Below are 24,387 nucleotides of genomic sequence, written 5' to 3' on the forward strand. Positions count from 1 at the left end.
ACGGTGATCGCCGCACTTTTTGCGACAATGGTTTCGCTCTCCTCCTGTGGCAATACCATTCGCGGCATGGGTCAGGACACGGCGAATGCCGTCGACGCTACTCAGGATGCCGGCCGCAAGGTTGATCGCGCTGCCCGCTGATGTCTATTCCGGCAACCTCGCCGTGAGCGGCATCAGCTGCCGGCGGCGAGGCTGTTATGCTTGCGGCGGATGAAGTCCTTCGCGGTCTCGACGGCGACTGCCGCATCGCGGCAATAGGCGTCGGCGCCCACCGCCTTGCCGAATTCCTCGTTGAGAGGCGCGCCGCCCACCAGCACGACATAGTCGTCCCTGATGCCCTTTTCCTTCATGGTGTCGATGACGACTTTCATATAGGGCATGGTGGTGGTCAGCAGCGCGGACATCCCGAGAATGTCCGGCTTTTCCCGTTCGATTGCTTCCAGGTAGTTCTCAACCGGGTTGTTGATGCCGAGATCGACCACGTCGAAACCGGCGCCTTCCATCATCATCCCGACGAGGTTCTTGCCGATGTCGTGAATATCGCCCTTCACGGTACCGATGACCATCTTGCCGAGCTTCGGCGCGCCGGTTTCCACCAGCAGCGGACGCAGGATGGTCATGCCTGCCTTCATGGCATTGGCCGACAGCAGCACCTCGGGCACAAAGAGGATGCCGTCCCGGAAGTCGATGCCGACGATCCGCATGCCCTCGACAAGCGCCTGGGTCAGGACATCGTAGGGCGTCCAGCCGCGCTCCAGCAAGATGTTGGTGGCCTCTTCGATTTCTTCCTTGAGCCCGTCGTAGAGGTCGTCGTGCATCTGTTGCACGAGTTCTTCGTCGGAAAGTTCCGAAAGGATGATTTCATCGTCAGACATGGAATACTTCCCTAGGGTTCGAGGGGCCTGCAAATCAGACGCTCACGTCGTCGACTATCTGTACCTTCAAATTGTTTCGCAATTTCTTTCGTATGCGACAGCGGCGCGTCGGAAAAACGACGAAGCGGTCGTCGCAAATGTCTGTCCTGCACAAACCGGTGCCGCAGAAAGGCAGGGTTCGGCTTGCGCCGCAGCTTAGCATGGCGCATCAGAAGGACAGGCGCAAACGATGGCGCAAGGCGAGGAACATCATGGACGACTTGACCCAGCAGACGGAACCGGCAGGCGGCGCAGGACGACGCGGGCGTGGCGAACGGGGAGCGGCAGGGCGCCGCGCCGCGCGTACGGGCAGCGGTCCCGGTCCGTCGCTTCCTTACATCACCCGCAAGATCAACGTCTATGAGGTGCTGGACGAGGAGGGCCTGCAAATCATCGAGCGCAATGCCGATACTATCCTTGAAGAAATCGGCATTGAATTTCGCGACGATGACGAAGCTCTGGATCTTTGGAAAAAAGCCGGCGCCGACGTGCAGGGCCATCGGGTGCATTTCCCGAAAGGTCTATGCCGCGAACTTCTGAAGACTGCGCCTAGGGAGTTCACCTGGCACGCGCGCAATCCGGAGCACAACGTCCAGATCGGCGGCAACGCGACCGTTTTTGCGCCGGTCTACGGTCCTCCGTTCGTGCGTGACCTCGATGGCAAGCGCCGCTATGCGACGATCGAGGATTTCCGCAATTTCGTGAAGCTCGCCTATATGGCGCCGTCCATGCATTCTTCCGGAGGCACCGTCTGCGAACCGGTCGACGTGCCGGTCAACAAGCGCCATCTGGATATGGTCTACAGCCATATCAAGTACTCGGACAAGCCGTTCATGGGTTCTGTCACCGCGCCGGAGCGGGCCGAAGACACAATCGCCATGGCGAAGATCGTCTTCGGTGACGATTTCGTCGAGAACAATTGCGTGACGCTGAACCTCATCAACGCCAATTCGCCAATGGTCTTCGATGGCACCATGCTCGGTGCTCTCAAGGTCTATGCGCGCCATAACCAGGCATCCGTCGTATCGCCCTTCATCCTGTCAGGCGCGATGAGCCCGGTGACTGTCGCAGGCACGCTGGCTCAGATCCTGGCGGAAGTGCTTGCTGGTGCGTCGATGACTCAGCTCATCCGCAAGGGTTCGCCGGTGCTGTTCGGCACTTTCGCAGCCTCCATCTCGATGCAGTCGGGCGCTCCGACCTTCGGGACGCCGGAGCCCTCGCTGGTATCCTACGGCGCGGCGCAGCTTGCCCGCCGTCTTGGTTTGCCGTTCCGCACCGGAGGGTCGCTTTGCGGCTCGAAGGTGCCCGATGCCCAAGCCGCACACGAATCGGCCAATACGCTGAACACCACGCTGCTCGCCGGCACGAATTTCGTTCTGCATGCCGCCGGCTGGCTGGAAGGTGGTCTGGTGTCGTCCTATGAAAAGTTCATGATCGACCAGGACCAGCTCGGCATGATGCAGAAAATGGCACAGGGCGTCGATCTGTCGGAGGAAGGGCAGGCGCTTTCCGCGATCCGGGAAGTCGGGCCCGGCAGCCACTATCTCGGCTGCGCCCACACCCAGGCGCATTTCCAGACGGCTTTCTACCGCTCGGCTCTGATGGACAACAACTCCTTCGAACAGTGGGAAATCGAAGGCGAGAAGCGCATCGAGCAGCGCGCCAATGCGCTCTGCCGTGCATGGCTCGACTCCTATGAGGCGCCGCCGCTCGATCCGGCAATCGACGAGGCGCTGCTCGCCTTCATCAAAGATCGCAAGGATTCCATGCCCGACGCATTCACCTGAAGAGAGCCCGAGGCCGCCAGGGAGCAAGGCGGCGCCAGGCTGGTCGCCGACTTCATCCAGGAAGGGGTCTGGCGCCCGCACTACAAATATCAGGGGCCGCGATGAGCGACCCTTTGGCCATTCCAGGCTCGATTGTCGCTGTGCTCGGCCTGCATGGCATCTTGGTCCGCGGCGTCGCGAATTTCGAGCGGGGCGAGGGGCCGCTTCTGACTAATGGCAATCACGCGCTCGCCGTCGTTCTGCTCGGCAATGCCGGCGGTTCCATCTGGCCATCGTTCAGGAGTTGGCTCCGAGGCTATAACGGCGTCGACCCGCTCGATACCTGGTCGAAAAGGGTGATCCGGCCGCTCGCCGAAAAGCTCGGAGCGACCGCCTATTTCCCATCCGATCCGCCCTGGCAGCCATTTCAGCAATGGGCCATGCGGGCGGAAGGCCTGAAGCCGTCGCCACTCGGCCTTCTCATCCACCCGCAGTTTGGCCTTTGGCACGGCTATCGCGGAGCGTTGGGTTTTCCGTTCGAGATCGAGGCCTCCGCGAAAGCCGCAGGCCCTCCTTGTGATAGCTGCATCAAAAAACCTTGCCTCACGGCTTGTCCCGCTGGGGTGGTCAACCGGTCCGGATTCGATGTTGTGACCTGTCGTTCTTATCTCGGCAGCGAACCCGGTGAGAAGACCTGCGTCGTCTCAGGCTGTCTCGCCCGCAATGCCTGCCCGGTCGGCACAGAATTCCGCTATCTGCCGGAGCAGTTGAAGTTTCATATGCAGGCGCTGATGGGCTGAGCCGAACATTTTTTGCGAGCCACCCCAAGGAATTGCATCGGGAAACGTCTAAGCTGGAAACGGCGGCAATCGGGCGGGAATCGTGAGCGCGGAAATCCTTCAAAGGGCGTGTGACGGCGACAGGGATGCCTTCGGCGTGCTTATCGAAACCCATTACGATTTCATCCATTCCGTCGCGTGGCGCTGGTGCGGGACGCAGGTTGATGCCGAGGACATTGCCCAGGAAGCCTGTATCCGGCTCGGCCGCTCCATCCGGTCCTTCAAGGGCCAGTCCGCCTTTTGCACCTGGCTCTATGCGCTGACACTGAACGTGGTGCGTGACCATCAACGGCAGTCGTTGCGCCGTCGGCGTGACGAGGGCCGGCTCGCCAATGACCCGATCTTCTTCCAGCAGCTCGAGCCGGAGAACGACGGGCGGGGCGAGTGGCTGTGGGCAGCAGTGCGGCTTTTGCCCGAGAAACAAAGAGACGCGGTCCTGCTCGTCCATAGCGAGGGGCTCAGCCACGCCGCGGCGGCAGAGGTTCTGGACTGCAGCGAAAACACTGTTTCCTGGCACCTGCACGAGGCGCGAAAACGATTGAAGGACCTTCTGAAGAAGGAGGCGGTTTGACCATGACGGACGAATTCGAAAAGCTCGGTACTCTGCCCCCGGCTCCGACTGCATCATCCGAGAAACGCGCCCGTGCGCTCGCTGCCGCCATGCAGGCATTCGGCGCCGAAGAAAAAAACGCAAACCGCGCCCAAGGAAAATCCTGGCGGCAGCGTCAAAGCTCCATCCTCAACCGGATCTGGAGCACCAACATGACCACTCAGCATCGTTATCTGGCAGGCTCGGCGCTTGCGACGCTGCTCATTATTCCCGCGGCTGCCTTTCTCACTTTCGAAATCACACGCGGCAACCTGCCGACATCCGGGCAGGTGGCTCTGCCCGAGATGGCTGATGTGCCGAAGGCCCCTGTGAAGCCCGTCGAGGCTAAGCGTCAACGGGAGGAGGAGGCCGCAAGCCCGCTACCTGCGTCGAAGCCGTTGGACTATGAGGCTGGCCCCTCCGGCGGAGCGGCAGAGCGCATGGCGGAGCCTCCCGCGGCCCTCTCGCCGCCCATGCCCGCCCCAGCCCAACCGATGATGGCCGAGGGTGCTGCGCCGCTCGCCGCCGCACCCCGGTTTGCGCCCGCAGAGCGAGAACTGCTGCCGCCGCTGGAGCAAGGGCGTGACCGTTTCGCCAATGCGGATCCCAATCCCGTAAAAAGCGTTGCGACCGATCCGGTCTCGACCTTTTCCGTCGACGTCGATACCGCCTCCTATGCTTTTGTCCGCCGGTCCTTGATGGATGGACATCTGCCCGAGCCGGACAGCGTGCGCGTCGAGGAGATGATCAACTATTTCCCCTATGACTGGCCGCGGCCGCAAACGGCGGGGGAAGCATTCCGGGCCACCGTGACCGTCACGCCTACGCCTTGGAATACCGGCACGCAGCTGATGCAGGTGGCGATCAAGGGTTATGAGAATGCTCCAGCTGCTGCGCCGCCCGCCAATCTCGTCTTCCTGATCGACGTTTCCGGCTCGATGAACGCGCCGGACAAGCTGCCGCTGCTCAAAAGTGCCTTCCGGCTGCTGGTCGGCAGGCTGAAGCCGGAAGACAAGGTGTCGATCGTCACCTATGCCGGCAATGCCGGAACAGTGCTGGAGCCGACTTCGGCCCGCGAGCGGGACAAGATCCTTGCCGCCATCGACAACCTCCAGCCGGGCGGCTCGACCGCCGGTGCGGAGGGCATCGAATCCGCCTATCGCCTCGCGCGCCAGAGCTTTATCCAAGGGGGCGTCAACCGGGTGATGCTTGCGACCGACGGCGACTTCAATGTCGGCGTATCGAGTGACGAGGCGTTGAAGCGGCTGATTGAACGGCGCCGCAAGGATGGCATTTTCCTTTCCGTGCTCGGCTTCGGTCATGGCAATCTCAACGACAGCCTGATGCAGACGCTTGCCCAGAACGGTAATGGCACCGCAGCCTATATAGATACATTGGCGGAAGCGCAGAAGGCGCTAGTGGAGGAGGCCGGGGCGAGTCTTTTTCCGATCGCAAAGGACGTCAAGATCCAGGTCGAGTTCAATCCCGAAAGGATCGCGGAATATAGGCTGATCGGCTATGAAACCCGCGCGCTGAAGCGTGAGGACTTCAACAATGACCGGGTGGACGCGGGCGACATCGGTTCCGGACATTCCGTCACAGCGATTTACGAAATTACGCCCAAAGGCAGCGCCTCGACCCTCAACGATCCGCTGCGATATGAAGCGCCTGCGGCGGCGTCAACCCAGGCTCCGGTGTCGGATGAGCTTGCTTTCGTAAAGATCCGCTACAAGGAGCCGGAGGGCGACCTGAGCAAGCTCATCACCACACCGGTGACGGACGTGAACGCAATTCGCGACTTTGCGGCCGCGCCGCAGGAGGTGCGGTTCGCCACTGCGGTTTCGGCTTTCGGCCAGAAGCTGCGTGGCACGGATACCCTGGAGGCTTACTCCTACGACGAAATCCTGAAGATGGCGCGCGACGCGCGTGGCGACGACCCGTTCGGATATCGCGGCGGTTTTCTTGATCTTGTGAGACTGGCCGAGACGCTCGACCGCCGTTAGGCGGACCAATCCGCTCAGATACTTGCCTTCGGATAAGCCCGCTCCAGCCCGCCGGAGCGGGTGAGCCCGTCCCGGAAGGCGGCATAGGCGGGATGCTGGCTGGATTTCGCCGCTTCCGCCAGCCTGATCTGCAGCCGGGCAGGGGCGGCATTGCCCACCCATTCCCCGCACTTCTGCAGCTTCAGCGAGTTCAGGAATTTCGCCTCGGAAGCCTGGTCGAGATAAAGGTGCAGTCCGTCCAGCAGCAGATCGTCCGACGACGGGTTCTGCATCAGGAGCGTCAGCCAGGACTGGTTTTCAGGCAGAAGTGCGGCAAGGCTTTCCGCCACCGTCTCCCGGCTGCCGATCGGAGATATGTTCGCCATCTTGGTCCTCCTCGGCCCTGTTTTCCAAGCATCGGATTGACCGATCCGCGCCCGATTTGGAGGCCGATACCCTATCCGCGGCGGCGGCGTCTTTCACGGCCGGACTCGCCGCCCGATTCGCTCGCGGTCTTATTGCGCAGCGGGCCGATCTTGTCGACGATTTCCTCGATCGTCGGGCGGGGACGGGGCGTGTATTCGTCAAGCGCCTTGCGCATCGCAGCGAGATGCTCACAAGACGTGCCGCAACAGCCGCCGATGATCCGCGCGCCGGCATCGCGGGCAAGCCGGGCATATTCGGCCATCAGCGGAGGGGTTCCGGAGTAATGGATTTCGGCGCCGCGATATTCCGGAATGCCGCAATTGCCCTTAACGATGGTGATCGCATCCGGCGCTGCCGCCGTCATGTCGAGAAGGCTCGACAGGATATCGGAAGCCCCGACTCCGCAATTGGCACCGACCGCAACCGGCTCGGCGCCGATGTCTTGGACGACGCCATGGATGTCTTTCGGGTCGAGGCCCATCATGGTCTTGCCCGCCGTGTCGAAAGAGCCGGTATACGTGTAAGGCAGGCCGACCTTGACCGCGGCTTCAGCAGCAGCGCGGATTTCATCGGCAGAGGACATGGTCTCGATCCAGGCGACATCGGCGCCGCCGGCTTTCAAGCCTTCGATCTGCTCGGCGAAGGCGGCGACCGCATCTTCGTAGGAAAGGGCCCCGAGCGGAATCAAAAGCTCTCCGGTCGGGCCGACGGAGCCGGCGACGATGACTTTCCGCGGCGCCTTGTCGGCAACAGATCGGGCGATTTCCGCCGCGAGCTTGTTCAGTTCGTGAACCCGGCCCTCAGCCTTGTGCAATTTCAGCCGGTGGCGTGTGCCGCCGAAGGAATTGGTGAGGATGATATCCGCGCCCGCATCGACAAAATCCTGATGCAGCTTTTCGATCTTTTCGGGTGCCGCTTCGTTCCAGAGCTCGGGCGCATCGCCGGCTTCGAGACCCATCGCGAAGAGGTTGGTGCCTGTCGCGCCGTCGGCCAACAGCACGCCTTTCTCGGCAAGCAGTTCTGTCAGTACATTGGCAGCGGTCATGGCGGTTCTCCTGCGACGTAATCCGATCATATAAAGATTGCTTTATATGATGGCAAGTGACAGCAGGCGCGTCCGTGGGCGACGCGGCCCCTTTTTATTCCGCCGCCATCTTCTCCGTCTCGTGGCTGGCGGGACTGACCATTGCCGTGATGATGGTCCGCAGGTCTAGCATGCCGCTCGGTGCACCATTCTCGTCCAAAACCAGCGCACGGCTGTGGCCGGCTTCCGTCATGAGCCTTGCGGCGGATTCGAGCGTTGAGCTGCCGGGAATGGGCATTCCGTCCGGCGCTCCGTCGATCGGCTGCATGACAGTGCTCGCCCGGATCACGCGGCCGCGATTGACCTCCTTGACGAAGGCAGTGATGTAATCGTCGGCCGGCGATAGCACGATTTCCTGACCCGTACCCTGCTGCACCACTTGGCCGTCGCGCAGGATCGCGATCTTGTCGCCCAGCCTCAGCGCCTCATCAAGATCATGGGTGATGAAGACGACCGTCTTCTTCAGTTCGGCCTGAAGCGTAAGGAGAACGGTCTGCATGTCGACGCGGATCAATGGATCGAGCGCCGAATAGGCTTCGTCCATCAACAGGATATCGGCATCGTTGGTCAAAGCTCTGGCAAGCCCGACACGCTGCTGCATGCCGCCCGACAGTTGATTGGGGTAATGCCGCTCGAAGCCTGCAAGCCCGACCCGTTCGATCCAATACTGGCCGCGCTTCATGCTTTCCTGACGCGGGATGCCCTGAATGTCGAGGCCGTAAACTGTATTTTCGATAACGGTGCGGTGCGGCAGCAGCGCGAATTTCTGGAAGACCATCGCCGTCTTGAGGCGGCGGAAATCCCGCAGGTCCTTTTCGTTCATCCGACAGATATCGTTGCCGTCGTAGATGACCTCGCCGTCTGTCGGCTCGATCAGGCGGTTGATGTGGCGGATCAGGGTCGATTTTCCCGAGCCTGAAAGCCCCATGACAACCGTGATGCCGCCGGCGGGCATGGAGATATTGATGTCCTTCAGGCCAAGGACGTGACCATGTTTCTCGTTGAGCTCGGCTTTCGTCATGCCGGCCTTCACGGCGCCCACATACTCCGCCCCCCGCGGTCCGAAGATTTTGTAGAGCCCTTTGATCTCTATTCCATGGCTAGCCACGAGCAGCCTCCAGACTCAACCGCGGCCGATTGCACGCCCGGTAGTTACAAAGGTGCAGCGCCTGAAGGCTATGCGCCATGAAATTCCCCTCTTGTTTATTGTTTTTGCGCTCCCTATCCGGAACGACGTTACCGGCAGAGGCATTTTAGTCAATTCTGCCCTCAAACCCTTCCGGCCATTTATCCGGAAACGGCCACGCATAGGTCTCAGAGCGACGCCTTGACCTTTTCCACGACCCCCGGCGGCACCCATTTGGTCCAGATGTCCGGCAGCGTTTCAAGAAAATGCTTGGCCGTGTCTTCGTTCGTTTCCCGATTCTCATACTGCCACGCCAGGACGCTATTCACCGTGGCATTGGTCCACTTCCGCTTCTTCATGTATTCCATTGCATCCGTAGCCCGGTCTGCCAGTCCCTTTGTGACTATGGTATAGGCCTGCGACGTCGGATAGGAATTGACCGTGGGATTGGGACAATTGGCAACCGAAGTGCAGGCATTCCAGTCGTTGGGGTCGTGCGGCACGTCAAACGAGAGCTTCACCATCTCGTATGTGCCAAGGATGGCGGTTGGAGCCCAGTAATACCCCAGCCAGCCTGTCTTGTTCGCGAAAGCATTTGATATCGCGTCGTCGAGTTCCGCGGCGGAGCTGGTGTCGACCAATTCGAAATTCTTCTCGTTGGCGCCAAGCGCCCTATAGAGGTTGGCAGTGGAAACCTGACAGTTCCAGCCTCGGGGGCAGTTGAAGATTGCCCCCTTTGCAGGATTTCCGGGAGCCGGGAAAAGTTCAGGATGAGCCAGCGCCTGCTGGACGGTTTTGATGGACGGATGAGAGTCGGCAACAAATTTCGGAATCCACCAGCCTTCCACTGCGCCATCGGAGAGAATCTCCGCCGCAATGACCAAACGGCCGTCCGCAGTCGCCTTGTTGAGCTGGATCCGCGCCGAGTTCACCCAGAACTCCGGCGCGATGTCGGGCTGTCCTTTTTCGTTCATGGAGGTGAAGGTTGTCATCGTGTCGCCTGGTACGAGCTTTACCTTGCAGCCGTAACCTGCTTCCAGGATGATCTTGTCGACATTGGCGGCGACACCTGCCGAAGCCCAGTTCATTTCCGCAATCGAGACGGATCCGCAATCGGCTTGTGCGGTCCCGGCAAGAACGAAAGTCCCGACAGCGAACCCTACGGAAGCGAACAGTTTCTTCATTTCAAACCTCCGTCTGGCGTCGCGATCTTCCAGTTTTTGCGCGTGGGCCGCAAGTGCTGATCGCGGCGTGAAGGAGTTCCAGCTTCGATCGAGTGTGATCGGAAGTGTTTCCCTTGTGCCGTCGCGGTGACGCCCGGTTCACATTTCCGCTTTCTAAAAATGAGGGTACGACTTCCCCGCAGGAAATCAACCTTCAAGAGGTCGGCCGGTTGCGATGGACCGCGCCCAACCTCTTGGAAGCACAGGATTTCCGGTTTCGTGCTGCTCTCAAAGGTCACTTTTAAATGATTGCCTCGAAAGGACACGGCTAGAGTGGTATGGGGCCACCGCTGACAGCTCTGTGCGTCTGGGCGCTGGATATTTCTTGGGCTTGCAGCGAGAAATGTTCTCACAGAGCGATCTCACTAACCATCCGGTAAGAATGTCACGCTATTCGTTGTCATGCAGGCGGTCAGCTTGCCTTCGGCGCCGGATCAGGTAGTGCGTACCGGTCGCCCCGTTGTCGGAGCCATGAATTTCGGCTCGTGCTGTGTTGCCCTCGGGTCAATTCGCTTCTTTTATTCGATCTCGATGGCTCGATCCCCGAGAGATTGACACGTCGTTCACGACGCGGCACCATCTGATGGTAATGAAAATCCAGAGCCAACACCAACAGGGCCGGACGCCTCCTTTGTCTACGAATCGTCCGGTCCCCTCTGGAACAGGCCATATTCTGCCATGAAAACCTCCGGTCAGCTGACCCTCGTCCTTGGCGGCGCCCGCTCGGGCAAGTCGGCCTTTTCCGAAACGCTTGCTCGGGCCACGGGTTTCGAGCGGCATTATATTGCCACGGGGCGTGCCTATGACGAAGAAATGCGCGAGCGTATCGCCCGCCATCGCGCAGATCGCGGTAAGCAATGGGTAACGCACGAGATACCCCTTGATCTCACGGTGCAAATCCAGAGCATTGATGGACCGGGCAGGGTGATTCTGGTTGACTGCCTGACGCTCTGGATCACCAACCTGATGATGGAGGAGCGGGATATCGACGCCGCCACGACCGAACTGACAGGCGTGCTGCGATTGCTTTCCGCTCCGATAATTCTGGTGTCCAACGAAGTCGGTCTCGGCATCGTTCCGGAAAACAAGATGGCGCGGGAGTTTCGCGACCATGCCGGCCGGTTGCATCAGAGAATAGCAGCCGTGGCCGATGACGTCTATTTCGTAGCGGCCGGCTTACCGCTCCGGATGAAGGGTTGAGATGACGCAGTATCGGATTTTCGGGCTCTCTTTTAAAAGCCAAACCAGATCCTGATGGGGGGGCGGGATCGGCGATCAGCTTGATGGCAAGCGCCAGGCAGGAGAAGACCAGCAGCGGCTTGATCAGCTTCGCGCCGTTTTTCATCGCGAGCCTTGAGCCGACCTGGGCGCCGAGGAATTGACCGACACCCATCAGCAGTCCGACCTTCCACAGCACCGAACCCGTGGCCGCAAAGACCAGGAACGAGCCGAAATTCGAGCCGAGATTGATGAGTTTGGTATGGGCGGTCGCCTTCAGCATGCCGAAGCCCGCGAGGAGCACGAATCCAAGCATGTAGAAGGAGCCGGCGCCTGGCCCGAATATCCCGTCGTAGAGACCGACGAGTGGAACCACGCTAAGGCCGAAAATGAACGGTGTCACCCGTTGGTGACGGTCGGCATCATTGAGGTTCGGCTTGACGGAGAAGAAGATGGCGATCGCAACGAGCAGGAAGGGAATGGCTGCCGCCAGCCATTCCGCAGGCACCAGCGAGGCCAGGCCTGCGCCGACGGCGCCGCCGATCATCGACATAATCGCCATCGGCATCTGGCTTTTCAGATTGACATGGCCGCGTCGTGCGTAGGCGATGGTTGCCGAGGCGGAGCCGAATTGCGATTGCAACTTGTTCGTGGCTAGGGATTCCAACGGCGGGATCCCTGCGATCAGCATTGTCGGGATGGTGATCAGCCCGCCGCCACCGGCGATGGAATCGACAAAACCGGCGAAGAAGGATGCGAGAAAGAGCAGAAGAACAAGATGCGTGGCGAGGTCGTTCAAGAGTGGACTCGATCGGCGGAGGGAGATGTGAATGACGAGGCGCTTATCGCCCCTGATGAGGATCGGTTCAAGGAGGGCTTCCGGAGAACAGCCATGCCCAAAGCGGGATTGCTCTTCGAGCGTTTGGCGCTATTGTGCGCGGCCTTGAAAGCTGCCGAAGATAGGGATGAAGCACATGCATAAGGTCATTTTCGACACGGATCCCGGCGTCGACGACGCGATGGCACTGCTCTTTCTGCATCGGCATCCGGAGATCGATCTTTTAGGCGTGACGACGGTCTTCGGCAACGTGCCGCTCGACCTCACTACTCGCAATGCGCAGTTTCTGCATCGGGAGTGGGGGATCTCCGCCCCTATTTCGAAAGGCGCCGACAAGACGATCGATCTGTCCCGCACCGACGATCGCGCAGCATCGATTGTCCATGGTGCCGATGGCCTCGGCAATATCGGCGTGCCGCAGGTGATCGATTGGCCGCTCGATTCGCGTCCGGCGCATCGGTTTATCATTGAGACGGTTCGTGCCAATCCGGGGGAAATCACGCTGATCGCGGTGGGACGCATGACCAACCTGGCATTGGCTCTGCGGGCGGATCCGGAGATCGCTCAGCTGGTCAAGGAAGTCGTCGTCATGGGCGGCGCCTTCGACGTCGGCGGCAATGTCACCCCGGCAGCGGAAGCGAATATCCACGGCGATCCGGAAGCGGCGGATATTCTCTTCACCGCGCCATGGAAAGTCACCATCGTCGGGCTCGACGTGACCATGAAGACGATCATGTCGGCGGATTATCTCGCCCATATGGTGAAATCGGGGGAGAGATCGCTGCAGCTTCTCTCCGATCTTTCGCAATATTACATCGATTTCTATCGAAGCCGTGCCGGGGTCTCCGGGATGGCGGTTCATGACAGCACAGCCTGCGTTTATCTGGTCCGGCCGGACCTCTTCACCGTCCGCACCGGACCGGTCCGGGTGGTTTCGGGCGGCATTGCCGATGGCGCAACGATCCAGGCACCGGATAGCGGCCGCAGATTCGTCGGAACGCCCTGGGACGGCCATCCCAGCCAATCGGTCTGCACTTTCGTTCGGTCCGATGCGGTGCTCGAGGTCATCCGCGCTGCACTGGTCGAGGGCCGCCCGGCAATTGCTGTTTAGGCAACAGTTCCCATGCAAATTCGTGCTTGAAAAACGAAGCCATTGGCATTTGGTATCGATTTCCCTATGTGGAACCTTGATTTTGATATTCTTCAGAGGACATGGGCGTGACTGCTACATTCGACAAAGTTGCCGACATCATCGCTGAAACCAGCGAAATCGATCGTGAAACGATCACGCCGGAAAGCCATACCATCGATGACCTCGGCATCGACAGCCTCGACTTTCTGGATATCGTCTTCGCGATTGACAAGGAATTCGGCATCAAGATTCCGCTGGAACAGTGGACCCAGGAAGTCAACGAGGGCAAGGTTTCGACGGAAGAATACTTCGTCCTCAAGAACCTCTGCGCAAAGATCGACGAGCTGAGGGCGGCAAAGGCCTGATAGGCCGCCGGCAATCTTATGTTGCTCGAATATTTCCAGATGATCGACCGCATCGAAGCGGTCGATCTCGGGACCAAGGTATTGAAGGCGCAATCGGTCGTGCCGGCAAAGAGCCCCGTCTTCGAGGGCCATTTTCCCGGCATGCCGTTGGTGCCCGGCGTTCTGCTGATCGAAACCATGGCGCAGGCCTCCGGATTCCTCGTTCTTGCTGCCTCCGATTTTGCGGCGATGCCGTTCCTGATGTCGGTCGACGGCGCCAAGATGCGCACCTTTGTTGAGCCGGATGCGGTGCTCGACATCGAGGCGCTTCTGGAGCATGAGGGCTCCGGCTACGCCGTTACGAAAGCAAAGATTTCCAGCGGCGGAAAAAAGGTCTGTGACGCGCAGCTGAAACTGCGCACCATGCCCTTCAGCGAGATTCCGCTGGCGCCGATCATCCGCAAACGTGCGGAAGAAGTCGGCTTGATAGCTGCGATCGCCGCCAGCGCTTAAAGCCCGGCCGTCGAGACGGCGGGCAAAGAGGACATGATGAAGTCTGACAATGATGTCGTGATTACCGGGATCGGGATTGTCACCTGCCAGGGCGTCGGCAAGGAGCCGCATGTCGCCCTGCTTTCGGCGGCGGAAGCTGGAATCCCGAAAGTCGAGACCGAGCGGTTTTCTCCTTATCCGATCCACCCGATGCCCGAAATCGACTGGTCGACGCAGATCCCGAAGCGAGGTGATCAGCGGCAGATGGAGAACTGGCAGCGGCTCGGCGTATTTTCCGCGGGCCTCGCTCTCGACGATGCGGGCCTGAAGACGGATGCCGACGCCTGTGCCTCGATGGACATGATCGTCGCCGCGGGCGGCGGCGAGCGCGACATCAAGGTCGATTCGCTGATCGTCGACGAGGCGTTGAAGCGCAACGACCGAGAAATGCTTTTGAACGAGAAGCTTACCACGGAGCTGCGCCCGACGCTGTTTCTTGCCCAGCTTTCCAATCTGGTTGCCGGCAATATCTCGATTGTCCACAAGGTTACCGGTTCGTCGCGGACCTTCATGGGTGAAGAGTCGGCTGGTATTTCAGCCGTCGAGACGGCCTTTCACCGAATCAGATCCGGCCAGTCGAGCCACAGCCTCGTCGGTGGCGCCTTTGTTGCCGAGCGCGCTGACATCATCCTTCTCGTCGAGGGTATCCGGGCGCATGCGACAGGCGATTGGCATCCCATCTGGTCACGCTCGGCCGATAACGGCGGCGGCATGATCATGGGGTCGGTCGGCGCTTTCCTGGTGCTGGAATCGCGTGCGCATGCCAAGGCGCGGGGCGCCCATATCTATGCGGTGATCGACGCGATCGAGGGCGATCGCGGCCAGCGCGACGAGGGCAGGCTCGAAAAGCGTCTTGCCCGTCTGGCCGGCCACGCATCCGGTCTTTCTGCAAAAGATACGATCGTCTTCTCGGGCACGAGTGGTATCGTTGACCTTGCAGCTCGCGAAAGAGCGGTGCTGGACAAGGAATTTCCGGGCGCTCCGGTTCGAGCGTTCGGCGGCGTCACCGGCCATGGGATGGAAGCGCAGTTCCCCCTTGGCCTGGCGCTCGCCGCACTCAGCTTGGATGGCGCCGCGTGCGTTCCTACATTCGATGCGCAGAACGAAAAACCGATGACGGCGGCCGTTAAACATGCGGTGGTGACGACGGTCGGTTACACGCGCGGCGAGGGCCTAGCGGTCCTTTCTTCCGAAGCGTGAAGGAGAGCTTTATGAGCGACAATCGCTTCAAGGATCATCTCGGCCGCCCGATCGTCGCGGTCACCGGCATGGGCGTCATTACCTCGCTCGGCCAAGGGCTGCAGGACAATTGGGCAGCGCTCACCTCGGGGACGTCCGGCATCCATAAGATCACCCGCTTCCCGACTGAGAAGCTCTCGACGAGGATCAGCGGCACGGTTGATTTCATCGCGGTGCCGGCTGAAAATTCCGTCGAGCGCTCTTTCGCCTTTGCCCGCGAAACCACCGCCGAAGCGCTCGCGCAGGCTGGGCTTTCGGGCGATTTCGAAGGCCCGCTTTTCCTGGCTGCGCCGCCGGTCGAACCCGAATGGAGCGACCGTTTCGCGCTTGCGGATCGCGCACCGCCATCAAAGGCGGAAGGCGATGCTTATGATCGCTTCCTGGCGGCGATGCGGGAGCGCCCCGATCCGGTCTTTCTCGAAGCGGTACAGTTCGGCTCCATCTCGGAACGCCTTGCCGACACATTCGGCACGCGCGGCCTGCCGGTGACGCTATCGACGGCCTGTGCGTCGGGAGCGACTGCGATCCAGCTCGGCGTCGAAGCAATCCGCCAGGGGCGCACAGATCGCGCACTCACTGTTGCTACAGACGGATCGGTCAGTGCCGAAGCGCTGATCCGGTTCTCGTTGCTGTCGGCGCTGTCGACGCAGAACGATCCGCCGGAGAAGGCATCGAAACCGTTCAGCAAGGACCGGGACGGCTTCGTCATCGCGGAAGGTGCCGCGACGCTGGTGCTGGAATCGCTCGAGTCGGCGGTTGCCCGCGGTGCAAAGGTGCTTGGCATCATGAAGGGCTGCGGCGAGAAGGCGGATCATTTTCATCGCACCCGATCCTCGCCGGACGGCGGCCCGGCGATCGCCACCATCCGCGCTGCGCTCGCCGACGCCGGCATGGACGAGGGCGGGATCGGCTATATCAATGCGCATGGCACGTCGACGCCGGAAAACGACAAGATGGAATATGGCGCCATGCTCGCCGTTTTCGGCGACAGGTTGAAGGACATCCCGGTTTCCTCGAACAAATCGATGATCGGCCATACCCTGACGGCTGCCGGCGCCGTCGAAGCCGTCTTTTCGTTCCAGACGATGCTGACCGGCACGCTGCCGCCCACCATCAACTACACCAATCCCGATCCGACGATCGTGCTCGATGTGGTGCCGAATACGAAGCGCAATGCTCGGCCGAAGGCGGTTCTTTCCAATTCCTTCGGTTTCGGCGGCCAGAACGCCAGCCTTGTCATGGCGCTGGAACCGGCCTAGAGCACCGTGCGTCCCTCGGACGCGCAAAAGGCCCTCTAAATTCTCGAATCTACGCATCGTGCCTTCCAAAAATCATTTCGATTTTGGGGCCGATGCTGTAGAGACCGTCGCCAACCACGTTTGACGAATTTAACGCCTCCGGGCGAAGGAAGACCTATTATGCGCGCTCTGCAACTGATCGATGACCGCAAGCTTGAAGCCGTCGATATTCCGGAGCCTGACGCGCCCGGCCCGGGCGAAGTGACGCTCCGCGTAAAGGCGGTGGCGCTGAACCACATCGACGTCTGGGGCTGGCGCGGTATGGCATTTGCCAAACGCAAGATGCCATTGACGATCGGCGCGGAAGCCTCCGGCGTCGTCGAGGCGATCGGCCCGGGGGTCTCAAGCGTCCTGCCGGGACAGCTTGTGTCGATCTACGGTGCTCGCACCTGCGGCCTCTGCAAGCCCTGCCGCGAAAGGCGCGACAACCTCTGCGAAAACGTATCTGGCGTGCACGGCTTCCATCTCGATGGCTTCGCGCAGGAGAAGACGAATCTGCCCGCCCGCCTGCTGGTCCCGGCGCCTCCGGGTGTCGATGCGGTTGGCGCGGCACTTGCCCCAGTCACTTTCGGCACCGTGGAACACATGCTCTTCGACAACGCAAAACTCCAGCCGGGCGAGACGATACTTGTTCATGCCGGCGGCTCGGGCATCGGCACGGCAGCGATCCAGCTCGCCAAGAAGATGGGGTGCACCGTCATCACGACCGTAGGCTCGGACGACAAGATCGAGCGCGCCAAGGCGCTCGGCGCGGATCACGTCATCAACTACAGGACGGACCGCTTCGAAGGTGTGGTTCGCAAGCTCACCAAGAAGAAGGGCGTCGACGTCGTTTTCGAGCATGTCGGCAAGGATACCTGGGCCGGCTCGATGCTGTGCATGAAGCGGGGCGGCCGCCTCGTTACCTGCGGCTCGACGTCTGGTGTCTCGACTGAGATGAACCTGATGATGCTCTTCCAGCAGCAGCTGAAACTGCTTGGCTCCTTCGGCTGCCGGATGGAAAACATGGCCGACGCCATGCAGAAGATGGCGCAAGGCATCGTACATCCCGTCATCGATACGGAAGTCACCTTCGGTGACATCGACACGGCGCTGGCACGGATGGAAAGCCGGCAGATCTTCGGCAAGATCGTGCTGCGCATGGATTGAGGTTGCCGCCCCGTGAAGATGTTCCTCACCCGTATCGTGATCGCACTCAGAAACTTCCAGCAATGGCTGGTGGCGCAGATCGCCTTCGGGGCTCTCAATCTCCTCAAAGTTTTCCCCGCCGATCCCGCGATCCGCTTTGCCGACCGCATGGCGCATCGCGTCGGTCCGAAGCTCAGCCGGCATAAGCTGATGCTGACCAATCTGCGCAATGCCTATCCCGAAAAGGCCGAGGAGGAGTTGCAGGAGATCGCGGTCGCCAGCTGGGGACATATGGGCCGTCTAGCGGCGGAATACGTATTCCTCGACCGGTTGTTCGATTTTGACCCGGAGCGGCCGAAGCCGGGCAGGGTGGAAGTGTCGGGCATTCCGATCTTCGTCGACCTGCGCGACAATCCGCGTCCCTTCATCGTCTTTACCGGGCACACCGGCAATTTCGAGTTGCTGCCGGTTGCGGGCAAGGCGTTCGGCCTGGAAGTCATGGTTCTCTTCCGTCCGCCGAACAACCCGTACATTGCAAAGAAAATCTTCGATTTTAGGGCAAGCCGTATGGGCCAGCTCGTGCCCTCGCATGCGGGCTCATCTTTCGCGCTGGCGCGCAGGCTCGAACACGGCGGCGGCGTGGGGGTACTCGTTGATCAAAAGTTCCGCAAAGGGCTGAAAACGACCTTTTTCGGGAGACCTGTAAGGACCAACCCGCTGCTCGGCAAGCTCGTCCGGCAATTCAACGCCGAGGTTTATCCCGCCCGCTGCATCCGTCTGCCGGACAACCGCTACCGGCTCGAGATAGAGCCAAAGATCGAACTGCCGCGCGACGAAAAGGGCAATCTCGATGTTCAGGCCACCGCCCAGATTCTCAATGACAAGGTGGAAAGCTGGGTCCGGGAGTATCCCGAGCAATGGCTCTGGTACCACGACCGCTGGAAGATTAAGTGGTCCCTATGACCGCATTACTTTCCAGACCAATGTCCGTATCTGCGATTTTCCTGTATTAAGTCATCGGCCACAAATTGGGTCCGATTTTGAGAAAAGAATCAATGTGATTCGCTTTGAATGGCAGAGACGCCGAGCTTCGGGGGAAGGACCGGCATGTCTCCGAGACGGGAGAGGGTGCATTTTTGGAAGCTTTGATCGATCTTTTCTGGTCCAAGTATGCTGATCTGCGGCAGGCAATCGAACGGGACGATACGCACACCACTGCGGCTCTCGACCGGGAGCTCGACCCACTTCTGCTCGCAATCTTCTCCAATCAGGAGAAAGAACCGGCCAATATCCAGGCCCAATTCCGGTTTGCGATCAACCTCCTGAACGAGGAGGCCGACGACAGGGGCTGCGTACGGCGCACCGGCCACCTGTTACAGATGCTGGTCGAGCGTTATTTGCTGACGGATCCTCCCGTGTCTGTGGATCAGCATACTGATCCGGAGGCAGACGGCGCCACGGTGTTGGCGGACGCCTTGGCTGACGGTTTTCTTAACGACGCGCTTTTAAACCGGATATCCGATCGTATAGTGGTAGTCGGCTCCGGCTACCGGATCCTTTATTCGAACGAGACCAATGCCCGTCGCCTAGACGTGCCGCGTGAAGAACTGATAGGGCGGCATTTTGCCGAGTTCGTCGGCGTTCATCATTTCCAGAAGGAATTCAGGGCTAGTATCGACCGGTGCTTTGCGGGCGAAAATCTCTCGCTGACCTATGCCGACCAGATCGACGGCCAAACGGTCGTCATTCGCTGCCGAATGTCGCCATGTCTTTCGGGCGCAGCGAAGCTCGGCGCGCTCGTGGTGATGCAGGAGACGGCTGATCGCCGCCGCCGCCCTGCCGCTTAACCTGGCTATTTGTCCGACCAGACGGCCAGTTCGTATCCTTCCGGATCGGCGAAGTGAAAGCGCCGTCCGCCGGGAAAAGAGAAGATCGGCTTGAGGATCACGCCGCCGGCTTTTTCGATCCGCGCCTGCGCGTCCTCTATATCGTCGGCAAAGAGGATGACAAGCGGCCCGCCCTTGGCGCTCACGTTTGCAGAATTTGCAAAACCTCCCGTCAGCCGGCCGTCCTGAAACTCGCAATAATCCGGACCGTAGTCCGTGAAGGTCCAGCCGAATGCCGAGCCGTAAAATGCCTTGGCCCTTCCTATGTCGCGCACATTAAACTCGACATAGTCAATCTTCCGGTCTGCTCCCTTGCTACCCATGGCTACGCCCTTCCTATTGCTTATTTTCCAAAATGCTTTTCAGCGTCCCGAGGTCCTTCGAAACGGTTGCGGCGTCCGTCTCGAAAGCAGCGTCGTCAAGGTCGGGGCGCTTCAGGAGCGTGAACATGACCTCGGCGCCATCTCCGTTCGGCACGACACGCAAGGGGTTTTCCACCACGAGGCCGCTTTCCATCGTCACTCGATGATCGAGGATGCCGAACGGGTTGTCCGGCGTGAAGCGAACGCGCACGTTCCCGATCGGACCACCGTCTCCCACCCATTCCTCGCCCTCCCGGGTGAGGCCGGATGCGAGGCCGGATGCCCAGAGGGGCATGTTTTCAGGGCTCTTGGCAAAGGCGTAGACCTCCTGCCAGGGCTTTGCGATGCTGATATGGATGATCCGTGCGGGCAATATCGACATGACCTTCTCCGTCTCTTGCCGTCGTCCCTCCAGATTAACCCGGAAAGATGGAACAAAACAAGATCGTTTCGCTCTATGATCGTTACGTTATGGGCTGACGACGGGGGGTGAGTGTGATGGAAATTTAATCGTTTAGCGTCGTGCCTGCCTTGCTGTTTGAAGGTTTGAATGCGACAACAGCCGCGAATCTTCAAATGGAGGCACATCCGTGGAACAGGCAGAAATCGGCCTTATCGGGCTCGGCGTCATGGGCTCTAACCTCTCTCTCAATATCGCCGAGAAGGGCAACAAGATCGCCGTCTTCAACCGCTCTCCAGAGGCCACACGCAAGTTTTACGCCGAGGCAGGTGACCTGCAGGGGCAAATCGTCCCTTGCGAGACTTTGGAAGATTTCGTCGCCTCCATCCGCCCGCCGCGGCCGATCATCATCATGATCAAGGCCGGCGATCCGGTCGACCAGCAGATGGAGCTTCTGAAACCCTATCTGTCTTCAGGCGATATCATGATCGACGCGGGCAATGCCAATTTCCGCGACACGATGCGCCGCTTCGACAATCTGAACGATAGCGGCCTGACCTTCATCGGCATGGGTGTTTCGGGTGGCGAAGAGGGTGCCCGGCACGGTCCGTCGATCATGGTCGGCGGCACCGAGGAAAGCTGGAAGCGTGTCGAAAAGGTCCTGACCTCGATCTCCGCCAAATTCAACGACGAACCCTGTGTTGCCTGGCTCGGGCAGAATGGCGCCGGCCATTTCGTCAAGACGATCCACAACGGCATCGAATATGCTGACATGCAGATGATCGCCGAAATCTACGGCATCCTGCGCGACGGCCTCGGCATGAGCGCGACGGAGATCGGCGAAGTGTTCGGCAAATGGAATACCGGCCGCCTCAATTCCTATCTCATCGAAATCTCCGAGAAGGTTCTGAAGGCCGCGGACCCGATCTCCGGCAAGCCGATGGTCGATCTGATCGTTGACGCCGCCGGCCAGAAGGGGACCGGCAAATGGTCGGTCATCGAAGCCCAGAACATGGGCGTCGCGGCGACCGCCATCGAAGCCGCTGTTGCCGGCCGTATTTTGTCCTCGCAGAAAAAGGAACGCGTGGCGGCAGAAAAGATTTTCGGCCTCCCGAAGATTTCAGACACGCCAATGGACAAGGCAGCTTTTATCGCCGATCTCGAAAATGCGCTGCTCGCGGCCAAGATCGGCGCCTACGCCCAAGGGTTTGCGGTGATGGCCGCCGCTTCCGCCGAATACGGCTGGAATCTGCCGATGCCGACGATCGCCAAGATATGGCGCGCCGGCTGCATCATCCGCTCGCAGTTCCTGGATGAAATCACCTCGGCCTTCACCAAGGATCCGCATGTGGCGAACCTCATCGTCACCCCGGCCTTCTCGCAGATGGTGAAGGATACCGATGGCGCTCTTCGCCGGGTCGTGTCGTTTGCGGCGCTTTCCGGCCTGCCGGCCCCGGCACTCGCTTCGGCGCTTTCCTATTTCGATGCCTATCGCCGCGGGCGCGGCACGGCCAATCTAATCCAGGCGCAGCGCGACTTCTTCGGCGCGCATGGATTCGACCGCGTCGATGGCGTCGACAAGCACCACGGCCCATGGGGTAGCGGCCTCGCTGAATTTGCCTGATCGGGAAAGCAATTCCTGCAGATCGAAGCCCGCCGGTAAGGCGGGCTTTTTGCATTCGCAATCGACGCATGGCGACGGTGACTCGGTAAGTCAGGCGTGCCGCCCCACATTCACTGCGGAAATCAGCAGGATCAAGGCCAGCGCCGGCAGCAGAAGGGCGTCCGGCACGAGACCCAGAAGCATGCCTCCCAGAAATGTGCCGGCAATCGACCCGATCGCCATTATCATCAGGAACAGTCTGTTTCTGGTGATGGCGAAGAAGCTGTCGTCAAGGCTGTACCGGGTGAAGCCGACGAGCATGGTCGGGAGGCTCACCGCAAGGGACAGGCTGCCCGCCAGTTTGATATCCACGCCGAAGAGTAGCACGAGCGTCGGGATCAGCAGTTCACCGCCTGCTACGCCGAGCAATGCAGCGACGATGCCGATGATGAAGCCCGCAATCACACCCGCGACGAGCTGAGCCGGCCCGGTGACCAGAGCCTGGCTGGATGTCAGCTGATGTTCCAGGACAAGGACCACCGTGATGGCGACCAGCATGGCGGCAATGACCTTGTGCAGCGTTTCCGACCGTAGGCGCGTCGTCCTTCCCGCACCGAGCCAGGCGCCGAGCACGCTTCCTGCAAGAAGGTTGAGAATGACCGGTCAGTGACCGGCGACCGCGCCGAGGGGAACTGTTCCGCTACGGAACGGGATCGCGGTGGCGACCACCACCAGGCTCATCGCCTTGTTGAGTATGGCGGCTTCCAGTGCCGGGAACCTGAACAGGCCGATCGGCAGAGGCAGGCGAAATTCGGCACCTCCAAGGCCTATCAGGCCGCCGACTCCCCCGATCAGTGTTCCGCCGCAGAAAGCGGCGGGCAGGCTACGAGAAACGGGAGTATTGGTAACGTCGCCCATGGCGATATATATGCACAGATATTTCGCACTGGAAAGCCGGCCGGGCGATGGCACGAAACCGTGGCTCCTGCCGTCAAATGGGGTGACAGGGACGACCGTCTCTGCGGTGAAACCCTCAGTCCCTCGGCGCTCTTTTCGACCAGACCGGCTGCGCCACGCTCTGGAGGAGCTCCGGTGCAACACCGTCGATGCGTGCCATCAGCGCCTTGGCCAGTTCGCGACCGGACTGCCGCACATCCTCGTTGACCGTGTAGATTTCCGGGCGGATCCAGTTCAGGAATTCGGCGGACTGCTTCGACACCATATCGAGATCGACGCCAAGCTTCTTGCCTGCGGCTTCCAAACCGGCAACCAAGGCGATCGTCGAAGATCCGCTGATCGAGATAATGCCGTCCGGCGGCTCGGCAGAACGCATCAGTCTCTCGGCATGGGCGCGGATCTCGTCGAGCGGTGTCTCGCTCGTCACGCGTCCCATGGGAACTTCCGTTCCCCCGAAATCCGCCAGGCCACGTTCGAAACCGTTGCGGCTATGGTTGTAGAAGGAAAAGCGGCTCTGCGGCGCGAGAAGGGCAATGCGCCGGCGCCCCTTTTCGACGAGCTTCCGGACGGCCTGATAGACATAGGCCTCGTTATCATAGTCGTGATAGGGGTGGGCGATGCCCATATCGGTGCGGCCATGGGTGACGAAAGGAAGGTTCCGCTCCGTCATCAGCCGCACGCGTGCGTCTTCGGGCTCTATGCGGGATATGATCACTCCGTCGGCGGAGCCGGTGTCGAGGATGTAGCGCACGGGCACCATCGGGTCCTTCTGGAAGGAATGCGGCGTCACCACCAGGTGATACTGGGTGCCGCCGAGCACCTCGGAAATCCCGTGCACGAGCTGGCTCGTAAAGCCCATCAATTCCTCGTCGATGCTCAGGACAAGGGCGATGACGTTTGTTTTACCTGTGCGCAGCCTTACGCCGGCGCGGTTCGGCTGATAGCCGAGCTGGTTGGCGACGAGACGGACACGTTCCTTGGTCTCGGCGCCGATATCCGGAGCGTCCTTGAGCGCCCGCGACACGGTGGTGATCCCCAAACCTGTCATATAGGCGATTGTCTTCAAGGTGGGACGTTCACGGACCACCTGCGATCCGCCCGTCCTTGATCTTCCGCTATCGTCCATTATTTGCCGTCGCTGCCCGAGTCAGGTGGCCACTATAGTGAGCTCAAGCTTGCCTGAAAACGGCGGCGACCCTTTCCTGTCTCCTCACCAGAATTCAATAACTGAAACGATACAGGTAAAATGTCGAGAAGATTTTTGATGTCATTTCGTTTTCTGCCGCCGTAGATTGCACAACGCAGGTGCGAAGTCATTTTTTGCAGATGCTAGGGGAAAAGCCGCAGACGCTTCGAGAAATTTCCGAGAATCTCCTATTCTTTGGGGGTTTTTGCATTGCTCCCTTCACAGCTGAGGTGTCCGTATCAGCACGTTTAAGATGTATTATCCCGCGGCCGAAATTTTTTCTGGCAAAAGCGGT

24 protein-coding genes and 2 pseudogenes are annotated in these 24,387 nt (G+C 60.2%); 16 read left to right on the forward strand and 10 right to left on the reverse strand.

Going from position 1 to position 24,387, the window contains the following annotated elements; all coding sequences use genetic code 11:
* Positions 1 to 27: 27 nt before the first annotated feature.
* Positions 28 to 141 carry an entericidin gene (locus EDE05_RS17845; protein ID WP_245422967.1) on the forward strand — a complete coding sequence of 38 codons (114 nt, stop codon included), beginning with the start codon at positions 28 to 30 and terminating at the stop codon, positions 139 to 141.
* A gap of 32 nt (positions 142 to 173) precedes the next feature.
* On the opposite strand, the gene EDE05_RS17850 is transcribed toward EDE05_RS17845, so the two are convergent.
* Positions 174 to 875 (reverse strand): B12-binding domain-containing protein, encoded by a 702-nt coding sequence (locus EDE05_RS17850; RefSeq protein ID WP_105373478.1) that lies wholly within the window; start codon positions 873 to 875, stop codon positions 174 to 176.
* Between the two features lie 251 nt (positions 876 to 1,126).
* Here EDE05_RS17850 and EDE05_RS17855 point away from each other — a divergent pair, with 251 nt between their 5' ends.
* From EDE05_RS17855 to EDE05_RS17870, 4 genes are all read left to right on the forward strand, one after another.
* Positions 1,127 to 2,701 (forward strand): trimethylamine methyltransferase family protein, encoded by a 1,575-nt coding sequence (locus EDE05_RS17855; protein ID WP_105373534.1) that lies wholly within the window; start codon positions 1,127 to 1,129, stop codon positions 2,699 to 2,701.
* Positions 2,702 to 2,802: 101 nt separating this feature from the next.
* Positions 2,803 to 3,480 carry a 4Fe-4S dicluster domain-containing protein gene (locus EDE05_RS17860; RefSeq protein ID WP_112796594.1) on the forward strand — a complete coding sequence of 226 codons (678 nt, stop codon included), beginning with the start codon at positions 2,803 to 2,805 and terminating at the stop codon, positions 3,478 to 3,480.
* A gap of 82 nt (positions 3,481 to 3,562) precedes the next feature.
* The gene (locus tag EDE05_RS17865; protein WP_112796598.1) at positions 3,563 to 4,090 is read left to right on the forward strand and encodes an RNA polymerase sigma factor; all 528 of its coding nucleotides are present in this window, start codon (positions 3,563 to 3,565) and stop codon (positions 4,088 to 4,090) included.
* A 2-nt stretch (positions 4,091 to 4,092) separates the two neighbouring features.
* Positions 4,093 to 6,111, forward strand: a complete 2,019-nt coding sequence (locus EDE05_RS17870; RefSeq protein WP_112796600.1) for a VWA domain-containing protein — start codon at positions 4,093 to 4,095, stop codon at positions 6,109 to 6,111.
* 14 nt (positions 6,112 to 6,125) lie between these two features.
* On the opposite strand, the gene EDE05_RS17875 is transcribed toward EDE05_RS17870, so the two are convergent.
* From EDE05_RS17875 to EDE05_RS17890, 4 genes are all read right to left on the reverse strand, one after another.
* A complete protein-coding gene (locus EDE05_RS17875) occupies positions 6,126 to 6,476 on the reverse strand; it encodes a hypothetical protein (protein ID WP_105373474.1) in 351 nt (116 codons plus the stop codon).
* A gap of 71 nt (positions 6,477 to 6,547) precedes the next feature.
* A complete protein-coding gene (gene bmt / locus EDE05_RS17880) occupies positions 6,548 to 7,561 on the reverse strand; it encodes a betaine--homocysteine S-methyltransferase (protein WP_112796602.1) in 1,014 nt (337 codons plus the stop codon).
* Positions 7,562 to 7,655: 94 nt separating this feature from the next.
* Entirely contained in the window at positions 7,656 to 8,708 is a 1,053-nt protein-coding gene (locus tag EDE05_RS17885) for a glycine betaine/L-proline ABC transporter ATP-binding protein (RefSeq protein ID WP_105373472.1), read from the reverse strand.
* A gap of 206 nt (positions 8,709 to 8,914) precedes the next feature.
* The gene (locus tag EDE05_RS17890; protein WP_112796604.1) at positions 8,915 to 9,910 is read right to left on the reverse strand and encodes a glycine betaine ABC transporter substrate-binding protein; all 996 of its coding nucleotides are present in this window, start codon (positions 9,908 to 9,910) and stop codon (positions 8,915 to 8,917) included.
* Positions 9,911 to 10,627: 717 nt separating this feature from the next.
* On the opposite strand from EDE05_RS17890, the gene cobU reads away from it, so the two are divergent.
* On the forward strand, positions 10,628 to 11,149 hold the full coding sequence (gene cobU / locus EDE05_RS17895) for a bifunctional adenosylcobinamide kinase/adenosylcobinamide-phosphate guanylyltransferase (RefSeq protein ID WP_112796606.1): 522 nt from the start codon (positions 10,628 to 10,630) through the stop codon (positions 11,147 to 11,149).
* Between the two features lie 32 nt (positions 11,150 to 11,181).
* Here cobU and EDE05_RS17900 read toward each other — a convergent pair.
* Positions 11,182 to 11,966 (reverse strand): annotated as a pseudogene (locus EDE05_RS17900) (TSUP family transporter).
* Here EDE05_RS17900 and EDE05_RS26920 point away from each other — a divergent pair.
* The 9 genes from EDE05_RS26920 to EDE05_RS17940 all read left to right on the forward strand — a co-directional run bounded on the left by EDE05_RS26920 (position 11,946) and on the right by EDE05_RS17940 (position 19,545).
* Positions 11,946 to 12,149 (forward strand): hypothetical protein, encoded by a 204-nt coding sequence (locus EDE05_RS26920; protein ID WP_165924234.1) that lies wholly within the window; start codon positions 11,946 to 11,948, stop codon positions 12,147 to 12,149. The pseudogene EDE05_RS17900 and the gene EDE05_RS26920 overlap by 21 nt on opposite strands.
* Positions 12,142 to 13,116, forward strand: coding sequence for a nucleoside hydrolase (locus EDE05_RS17905; protein WP_112796687.1), 975 nt, complete (start codon positions 12,142 to 12,144; stop codon positions 13,114 to 13,116). Before EDE05_RS26920 ends, EDE05_RS17905 begins: the two co-directional genes overlap by 8 nt.
* A 101-nt stretch (positions 13,117 to 13,217) precedes the next feature.
* Positions 13,218 to 13,502 carry an acyl carrier protein gene (locus tag EDE05_RS17910; RefSeq protein ID WP_105373468.1) on the forward strand — a complete coding sequence of 95 codons (285 nt, stop codon included), beginning with the start codon at positions 13,218 to 13,220 and terminating at the stop codon, positions 13,500 to 13,502.
* A gap of 18 nt (positions 13,503 to 13,520) precedes the next feature.
* Entirely contained in the window at positions 13,521 to 13,994 is a 474-nt protein-coding gene (locus EDE05_RS17915) for a 3-hydroxyacyl-ACP dehydratase FabZ family protein (protein WP_112796612.1), read from the forward strand.
* 33 nt (positions 13,995 to 14,027) lie between these two features.
* Positions 14,028 to 15,233: a beta-ketoacyl-ACP synthase gene (locus tag EDE05_RS17920; protein ID WP_112796614.1), complete on the forward strand. Its 1,206-nt coding sequence runs from the start codon at positions 14,028 to 14,030 to the stop codon at positions 15,231 to 15,233.
* A gap of 11 nt (positions 15,234 to 15,244) precedes the next feature.
* Complete coding sequence (locus tag EDE05_RS17925; RefSeq protein ID WP_112796616.1) at positions 15,245 to 16,531, forward strand: beta-ketoacyl-ACP synthase; 1,287 nt, start codon at positions 15,245 to 15,247, stop codon at positions 16,529 to 16,531.
* 159 nt (positions 16,532 to 16,690) lie between these two features.
* A complete protein-coding gene (locus tag EDE05_RS17930; RefSeq protein WP_112796618.1) occupies positions 16,691 to 17,719 on the forward strand; it encodes a zinc-binding dehydrogenase in 1,029 nt (342 codons plus the stop codon).
* 12 nt (positions 17,720 to 17,731) lie between these two features.
* Positions 17,732 to 18,661: a lipid A biosynthesis lauroyl acyltransferase gene (locus EDE05_RS17935; RefSeq protein WP_134102162.1), complete on the forward strand. Its 930-nt coding sequence runs from the start codon at positions 17,732 to 17,734 to the stop codon at positions 18,659 to 18,661.
* 173 nt (positions 18,662 to 18,834) lie between these two features.
* Positions 18,835 to 19,545: a PAS domain-containing protein gene (locus EDE05_RS17940; RefSeq protein WP_112823787.1), complete on the forward strand. Its 711-nt coding sequence runs from the start codon at positions 18,835 to 18,837 to the stop codon at positions 19,543 to 19,545.
* Between the two features lie 5 nt (positions 19,546 to 19,550).
* Here EDE05_RS17940 and EDE05_RS17945 read toward each other — a convergent pair whose 3' ends face one another.
* Together EDE05_RS17945 and EDE05_RS17950 are read right to left on the reverse strand one after the other, a co-directional pair.
* Positions 19,551 to 19,907 (reverse strand): VOC family protein, encoded by a 357-nt coding sequence (locus tag EDE05_RS17945; protein WP_112796622.1) that lies wholly within the window; start codon positions 19,905 to 19,907, stop codon positions 19,551 to 19,553.
* Between the two features lie 13 nt (positions 19,908 to 19,920).
* Positions 19,921 to 20,328, reverse strand: coding sequence for an SRPBCC family protein (locus EDE05_RS17950; RefSeq protein WP_112796624.1), 408 nt, complete (start codon positions 20,326 to 20,328; stop codon positions 19,921 to 19,923).
* A 208-nt stretch (positions 20,329 to 20,536) separates the two neighbouring features.
* Here EDE05_RS17950 and gndA point away from each other — a divergent pair, with 208 nt between their 5' ends.
* A complete protein-coding gene (gndA, locus tag EDE05_RS17955) occupies positions 20,537 to 21,970 on the forward strand; it encodes an NADP-dependent phosphogluconate dehydrogenase (RefSeq protein WP_112796626.1) in 1,434 nt (477 codons plus the stop codon).
* 90 nt (positions 21,971 to 22,060) lie between these two features.
* Here gndA and EDE05_RS17960 read toward each other — a convergent pair.
* Together EDE05_RS17960 and EDE05_RS17965 are read right to left on the reverse strand one after the other, a co-directional pair.
* Positions 22,061 to 22,867 (reverse strand): annotated as a pseudogene (locus EDE05_RS17960) (sulfite exporter TauE/SafE family protein).
* Positions 22,868 to 22,982: 115 nt separating this feature from the next.
* Positions 22,983 to 24,032 carry a LacI family transcriptional regulator gene (locus tag EDE05_RS17965; RefSeq protein ID WP_112796629.1) on the reverse strand — a complete coding sequence of 350 codons (1,050 nt, stop codon included), beginning with the start codon at positions 24,030 to 24,032 and terminating at the stop codon, positions 22,983 to 22,985.
* Positions 24,033 to 24,387 lie beyond the last annotated feature (355 nt).

Source organism: Neorhizobium sp. R1-B (assembly GCF_004368875.1).
Classification (GTDB): Bacteria; Pseudomonadota; Alphaproteobacteria; order Rhizobiales; family Rhizobiaceae; genus Neorhizobium; species Neorhizobium huautlense.